This window comes from Bacillus coahuilensis m4-4, from assembly GCF_000171615.1.
GTDB classification, from domain to species: domain Bacteria; phylum Bacillota; class Bacilli; order Bacillales; family Bacillaceae_K; genus Bacillus_T; species Bacillus_T coahuilensis.
In genome coordinates this window covers 1-6,216 of record NZ_ABFU01000069.1, presented here as the reverse complement: position 1 = coordinate 6,216, position 6,216 = coordinate 1, and the positions used below count along the sequence as shown (strand labels likewise).

General features: G+C 35.5%; 11 protein-coding genes. 3 read left to right on the top strand and 8 right to left on the bottom strand.

Annotated features, from left to right (window positions below):
- Window positions 1–28: 28 nt before the first annotated feature.
- Entirely contained in the window at window positions 29–304 is a 276-nt protein-coding gene (locus tag M44_RS18575) for a YlbG family protein (RefSeq protein WP_010176083.1), read from the bottom strand.
- Window positions 305–394: 90 nt separating this feature from the next.
- On the opposite strand from M44_RS18575, the gene M44_RS24330 reads away from it, so the two are divergent.
- Entirely contained in the window at window positions 395–709 is a 315-nt protein-coding gene (locus M44_RS24330; protein WP_010176081.1) for a hypothetical protein, read from the top strand.
- A gap of 39 nt (window positions 710–748) precedes the next feature.
- Here M44_RS24330 and M44_RS18565 read toward each other — a convergent pair whose 3' ends face one another.
- From M44_RS18565 to M44_RS18540, 7 genes are all read right to left on the bottom strand, one after another.
- Window positions 749–1,192 carry a YlbF/YmcA family competence regulator gene (locus tag M44_RS18565; RefSeq protein ID WP_010176079.1) on the bottom strand — a complete coding sequence of 148 codons (444 nt, stop codon included), beginning with the start codon at window positions 1,190–1,192 and terminating at the stop codon, window positions 749–751.
- 58 nt (window positions 1,193–1,250) lie between these two features.
- Entirely contained in the window at window positions 1,251–1,637 is a 387-nt protein-coding gene (locus M44_RS18560; protein ID WP_010176077.1) for a hypothetical protein, read from the bottom strand.
- Window positions 1,638–1,741: 104 nt separating this feature from the next.
- Window positions 1,742–1,981 (bottom strand): YlbE-like family protein, encoded by a 240-nt coding sequence (locus tag M44_RS18555; RefSeq protein WP_010176075.1) that lies wholly within the window; start codon window positions 1,979–1,981, stop codon window positions 1,742–1,744.
- A gap of 11 nt (window positions 1,982–1,992) precedes the next feature.
- On the bottom strand, window positions 1,993–2,430 hold the full coding sequence (locus M44_RS18550; protein WP_010176074.1) for a YlbD family protein: 438 nt from the start codon (window positions 2,428–2,430) through the stop codon (window positions 1,993–1,995).
- 67 nt (window positions 2,431–2,497) lie between these two features.
- The gene (locus M44_RS25655) at window positions 2,498–2,785 is read right to left on the bottom strand and encodes a CAP domain-containing protein (protein ID WP_010176072.1); all 288 of its coding nucleotides are present in this window, start codon (window positions 2,783–2,785) and stop codon (window positions 2,498–2,500) included.
- 31 nt (window positions 2,786–2,816) lie between these two features.
- Window positions 2,817–3,542, bottom strand: coding sequence for a CAP-associated domain-containing protein (locus M44_RS24325; protein ID WP_010176071.1), 726 nt, complete (start codon window positions 3,540–3,542; stop codon window positions 2,817–2,819).
- Between the two features lie 528 nt (window positions 3,543–4,070).
- Window positions 4,071–4,484 carry a CBS domain-containing protein gene (locus tag M44_RS18540; RefSeq protein ID WP_010176070.1) on the bottom strand — a complete coding sequence of 138 codons (414 nt, stop codon included), beginning with the start codon at window positions 4,482–4,484 and terminating at the stop codon, window positions 4,071–4,073.
- 168 nt (window positions 4,485–4,652) lie between these two features.
- Between M44_RS18540 and M44_RS18535 the strand changes: the two genes are divergently transcribed.
- Complete coding sequence (locus M44_RS18535; RefSeq protein ID WP_010176069.1) at window positions 4,653–5,012, top strand: YugN family protein; 360 nt, start codon at window positions 4,653–4,655, stop codon at window positions 5,010–5,012.
- Window positions 5,013–5,133: 121 nt separating this feature from the next.
- On the top strand, window positions 5,134–6,195 hold the full coding sequence (gene ytvI / locus M44_RS18530) for a sporulation integral membrane protein YtvI (protein ID WP_010176068.1): 1,062 nt from the start codon (window positions 5,134–5,136) through the stop codon (window positions 6,193–6,195).
- Window positions 6,196–6,216 lie beyond the last annotated feature (21 nt).

Genomic DNA, 6,216 nt, shown 5'->3' with positions numbered 1-6,216 from the left:
TCTGAAGACTTTTAACTGTCTTCCTTTTCTACAAACCTAGTTTGTAATCGTATTCTTTTGCTTTGTCTGGTTTGGAATTTTGGTATTCTGTTTTGATATATGGTTTAAATGACGGTTGTACACCTTTAACGTATGGAAGTGAAGAAATTTTATCATATATACTATCATACTGAGTAGAGTCACAGTAGATTACAACGTATTTTAACTTTTTTGAAACATATTGAACATTTCCGTATCGCCTTAAGGTCTTAGCGTGCTTTAAATTATATAACCATACAATTATGCCCTGTCGTTCTTTTAACATAGTAATTCCCCTAACACGCACTTTTTCATTAGTCTAGCATAGTGTTATAGGAATCTGCAACTTGAATATTAAAATGGAGGATTAGAAATAATGAATATTCAAACTGTTTGGTCTGATTTCTTATCAAGATTTAACCAATCCTCTAATGCTTTACGATGTGAAAGAAAAGTACTTGCTGGTGCATCGTTTTTATATATTCGAAAGTATGACTTAAAACCAACGATTGAAAATGATATCAAAATCCATAGCATGAAAAGTATGGAAAATTACAGGTTGCATAGTGAAACCATTTTTGTAAGAGAAACTGATATACATTATGTATTTAGACATCGATTCTTTGTCCCACAAGAAAAAATGTTTTGTTGCGGAAATCTGTGTGAGGACTGCATACGATTTAGGTCATAAAAAAAAGATAGGACCTTTAAGATCCTATCTCATTATGAATTACGCTGAACAACTACATCCCCCGCCAGACCCACAACCACCGCTGCAGGAAGACCCTTGAAAGAATGGGTTGCCTGTTGGAACTTTAATATGTTCAGAAACTGAACGTCCTACAATTAGGCTTACTTCGTCTAGCAATGATTGCAAATCATTCTCTGCTCTTCTAAACTCAGCAACTCGATCATCCATATCCATTGCTCGTTTAACCTCACGTATAGAAGTCATAACTCGCTTATAATCTGGATGATACCTTCCAAATCGTTGAACTTCTTCGTAATGCTCCTTTAATTCCGTGAACTCTCGAATTTTTTTCTGAGACACAGAGGAATTTCTTAATTTATAGTAACATCTCCTATAATTTTCTGCCTCTTCAGATTCTAAAATCATCTGAGAAAGTTGCTCTGAAAACTCAAGGATTTCTATTCTTTCTAATGTAGCAAGCAACGTTTGCCACCTCCATACCCATTATATTACCATGAATGAGTGGAGAATGCGACTCAGGTTATTCTGTAATCCAAACGAAGAATTGTTTTTCAAGTCCAAGAGTTTCGTTTTCGTCACTAAGAACCTCAAGTTTAATATGGTGGTTTCCTTCTGGTAGATCCTTAATGACAAAAGCTGCCGTTCGAAATTCTCCAATTCTTTTATCATTCACATAGGCAATAACTTTTGCCTTCGGTAAATCTTTGTATCCAGAGAACGTTACAGAAGGTATTTGGCATTCAATGAAAACATTTTGCTTTTGAACAATGTGCCTTATGTTCATTTCTGATGAAGATGATTGGGTGGCTCCAAAAATAGACATTGTAGTGACGTTCTCCGGCTCAGGTGGTTGTTTTCCGCAGGCACACAATAATAACAAGATAAAGAGAACATTTCTTCGTTTCATTCTAATCACATCTCCTTTCCTTTAACTTGTTCGAAAATGAAAAGGATTATGAAAGATTTTTATTCTCATAGAAAAACGCATGGATCTGTTTATCCACGCGTTCCTTAATCTGAAGTATTCATAGCTTGAAACATATTGACCATCATGGATGCCATTTGTACTCCGTTTGTAAACTTTTCTACTTGATGAGGTATCGTTTTTTGATGGTAATTCAGTGCAGCAATTTTAAATTGGTCAAAGCTTTTAGGGTTTCTGCTTAATTTCCTATACCAATACGGCTGTTCGTGTAGAAATCTGTGCCAATCCTGTTCTGATTGAATTTGTGTCATGATTTCATTTCTCATAAGTCACCTCCTCAATCTTGTCTAAATGAAAAGGGATGATTCGGTTTTTCTTCTGTACTTTTTGAGGCAGCTTTTGAGGTACTAGTGTCCCCTTGTAAGGATGAAAGAACTCCTTGAACTGCACCAATTGCTTGACTTAGATTCGCAAGGTGGGACTGCATTTGATTGGCATCCATATTTTGAATCACCTTTGTTAATTGATTCATAATTCCAGAAGATGTCTCTTCTTCTTTAGATTCAGAATTAGTTTGAGATGAAGTTTCTACATTTGTAAGGTTTCCCTTTTGGTATTTTTGCCAAGTAGGATCTTCATCCCCAAGGATATACCATTCCTCGAACAAATCCTGCCATGTTGAATTCCCTTGTTTTACCTCTTTAATCAATCCTGGATGTGACCTAACAAATTTCTTAAAATTGACAACTTGAGGATGTACATTCTCTTTAGGCATAGTTAATCCCCCATTCCTCATACTCTTGTATTAAAATATGATGGAAAGGGGGATTTGTTGAATGAGGTTATCTGAATTTCACAAAGTTTTGGGTATAATATTTTTGATGGACACCCACTCCAAGGTGAGTAAACTCTTCATCCAAAAGGGCCTCTCTGTGTCCAGGCGAATTCAACCAGCCCATTACGGAATCTGCTCCGTCTGTATATTGGGCAGCAATATTTTCTCCTGCTGATAAATACAATATAGCTGCTTTATCTAGTCGATCTCCTAACGTACCGTAAGTAGGTGATTCATGAGAAAAATAACTTTCCTTAAACATATCCGTGCTATGACCTCTAGCAACCTCTGCCACCTCTTCAATTCCAAGATAAGGCGTGGCTTTATCATAAACCCTTTCGAATAATATTCGTCATATCAATGATTTGATTTTCATTTCCTTCTTCAATTAGCTCCCATTCCGAGCTTGAAGGTTTAATATCGTAAATTTTCTCACCTGTATAGACCACTTGATAGGGGTGCTGTAAAATAAGAATTTCACTATCTAGGTAGCGAATTCCCATTAGAGTTCCTGTAAAACGGTCTAAATACAATTGTGCATAAGTATCATCGTTAATTTTTACGAGTGCCTTTTGATTCATATCTTGTTCTGAGAGCTCAAATTTATAATTTCCATTATTATTCACAACTGTAATTTCAGATTGCAATGGAGTAATAGCATAAATATCTTGCAGATTTTGGCCTAACGTATATGGTTTAACATTGATTCCTTTACCAATGGCAAAAAGAGTCACAATCTTATCGTCTTTTACACCCGCTTGAAAATAAGATTCATTTGAGATAGGGTATATCCACCAAGTATATCCATATGAAGAAAGGTCTTTCCGAATGGGTTCACCAAATTGTTCTAACAGTTTTTCCTTTGGTTCCCCAATTAACTTCGTTACACCCTCTTCAATAATTTCAGGTACAAGTTGTTCTTCTGATTCTAAAGACTGGAGGGTACCTTCTTCGTTCATTATTTTTTCGGAATTCTTATCTTGGTAAGACGAGTACATAGAAAATAACATAATTCCAGCGACTACAAATAATATGCGCAAAATCGTCTTCAATTTCTCCCACCCTTCCAACATTATAACGTAAGTTTATTATATCAATTTCACAGCTTTAGTGATAGATTATGCTTGTTTCTATTATTTAAGAAGATAGAAAATAAAAAATAGAGGGTGACTCAAAAGGGCGTTAAAAGACGATTTTTTTGTGGCACCTTTTTTTTATTATTATTTTAGAATTTTCGCATCGGTTCATTTTGATTAGGTTGATTCTCGCTGCAGGTGCGAGACTCCCGAGGGAAATAGCGGAAAAGGTGAGACCCCACAGGGCTTGCCCGAGGACTCTGAATAGGCTTCCTCGAGTTTTCACCGCACGAATAAAATGCGCAGCATTTTATGAGGAGGCTCACCTCCGCCCCGGAGAATGGAGTACCTTCCGCGGAAATCAAACGGGCTAATTTAATGATGATCATTTGTTGAAAAAAGAAGAGGATGTTCCTTTTGGGACACCCTCATCTCAAGTTTACCATATTTCTATTGAAACATGGCGATATTCATTTAATAGTGTACCTTATAATCGAATTCCGTTTAATGGGCTTGTTCTGATATTTCTTCTAGAGTTTCATCTATTTGATTGTTCGAATCTTTTGTAGCTAAGTCACCCAGGGACACCATACCTATTAAATGTTCACCATTCACGACAGGTAGCCGTCTAATTTGATGTTCCTTCATTATCTCTAATGCCTTATCCGTAGTACAATCAGCTGTGACTGTTATGATATTTGTTGACATCAAATCTTGAATCCGAGAGGAATTTGGTTTCTTTTCTGCTATCCCTTTAATGACAATGTCACGGTCTGTTATCATGCCAACCAATTTACTTCCATCTACTATCGGAACACTTCCAATGTTGTGTTCTTTCATCAACACCGCAGCCTCATATACATTATCAAGAAGGGTGCAAGCTTCTACTTCTCTTGTCATTAAGTCTTCAATTTTCACCTATACCACCATCCTTTACCTTGTTATTGTCTGTATACGATCAACTATTTATTCTTCGCTTTAAACGAACGAATCATTGCAACAAAGTAAAATTTAGACTATTATAGTAATGAATATAGATGCATCTACATAGATTGTGTATGCTTTTTCATATAGGAGGGAATACAATTGAAATTTGAAAACACTGGAATTGAAAACGTAACAGCTGATTTAGAACGATTAGAAGATGTAATGAAAACACATGGCTTAATTAAAGCAGGTCAATGGGACTATGAACGTGTCACATTTGATCGCAAATTTATTATTAAAGAAGGCACTTTCTATTTACGTATACAAGGACTAGCGGTAGAAGGTGATATTGGAGCAGATCATGCTTCCATTAAATTAATGACTCCACTTTTAGGTAAGCATTATTATCCACACGGTGTAGAATATGGGGATGGAGAACATTTCCCAGCACACTTAGTTGATACATGTGAAAAGATCATTAAACAAGTAATGGAAGAAGTTCAACATTTTGCCCATTAAAGAAAAAAGCTTAACGTCCATACGTTAGGCTTTTTATTTTACACAGAAAAGACTTCACTTGTTTTTTCCTTAAAAGAAAGTTATAATACAACTATACAGACAAAATAAGAGAGGGATTCCATTGCCTAAGTTTTTCAATCGCAAAGTGTTAACAATCATTGTTACGGTCGTAATCATCACGTTACTTTCGTTGTATATACTCCCTATATCTATACCACTAATTTCAGCATTCATTACTGCCTTATTCTTAGATCCAGCTGTAAGAGTATTAAGAAAAAGATTTAATATTAAAAGGAAGCTCTCTGTTCTTATCGTTTTTGTTCTCTTCCTCTTGTTTTCAGGACTATCCCTATACTTCATTACAACGAAAGTCATTGGAGAAGCCATTCAATTTGCAGAAGAGATTCCCACGTATATTAATCAAATATCAGATAAATGGGAGATATATGAAAAGGACCTTCTTTCTGCTTCAGAAGATCTACCTAATGAAGTAGTTGAACAAATTCAAGACGAAGTTGGAAATTTCTTCAACTCTGTAAAATCTGGTTTAACAAATGATTATGTGAATCTCAACAAAATAAGCAGTTTTATCGGAGGAATTCCAAACTACTTAGTCAATATACTCGTTTATTTGATTGCACTCTTTTTATTTATGATTGATTTACCGAAAATACGCACAACAATCTACAAACACCTAACTGAAAAGACGGCTGACAAAGTAAACTTTATGACATCTAGACTTTCTTACGTTGTACTTGGATTCCTAAAAGCACAATTCTTAGTAAGTGTTATCATATTTATCGCTACACTGTTAGGATTATTATGGATTGCACCTGAAGCGGCTCTTGTGATGAGTGTAGTGATATGGATTGTTGATTTTATACCCTTAATTGGGTCTATTGTCATTATGGCACCTTGGTTTACTTACCATTTTATAACAGGGAACATTGGACTCGGAACAGAGCTTGCCATTTTAGCTACCGTACTACTCATTATAAGAAGAACGGTGGAACCTAAGGTGATGGGTAGACATATTGGTTTATCTCCACTCGCAACATTAATTGCCATGTATTTGGGTTTAAAATTATTTGGATTACTCGGTTTCTTTATAGGTCCCTTCATTTTAATCTTATTTAATTCAGCAAAAGAAGCAGGGATTATTAAATGGAATTTCAAATTATAAAAAAACGAAAGCTCGGTACAT

Bases quoted from the DNA above. Each gene is read 5' to 3' on its own strand.
- M44_RS18575 (WP_010176083.1), bottom strand. From the start codon at position 304: ATGTTAAAAGAACGACAGGGCATAATTGTATGGTTATATAATTTAAAG.
- M44_RS24330 (WP_010176081.1), top strand. From the start codon at position 395: ATGAATATTCAAACTGTTTGGTCTGATTTCTTATCAAGATTTAACCAA.
- M44_RS18560 (WP_010176077.1), bottom strand. From the start codon at position 1,637: ATGAAACGAAGAAATGTTCTCTTTATCTTGTTATTATTGTGTGCCTGC.
- M44_RS18555 (WP_010176075.1), bottom strand. From the start codon at position 1,981: ATGAGAAATGAAATCATGACACAAATTCAATCAGAACAGGATTGGCAC.
- M44_RS18550 (WP_010176074.1), bottom strand. From the start codon at position 2,430: ATGCCTAAAGAGAATGTACATCCTCAAGTTGTCAATTTTAAGAAATTT.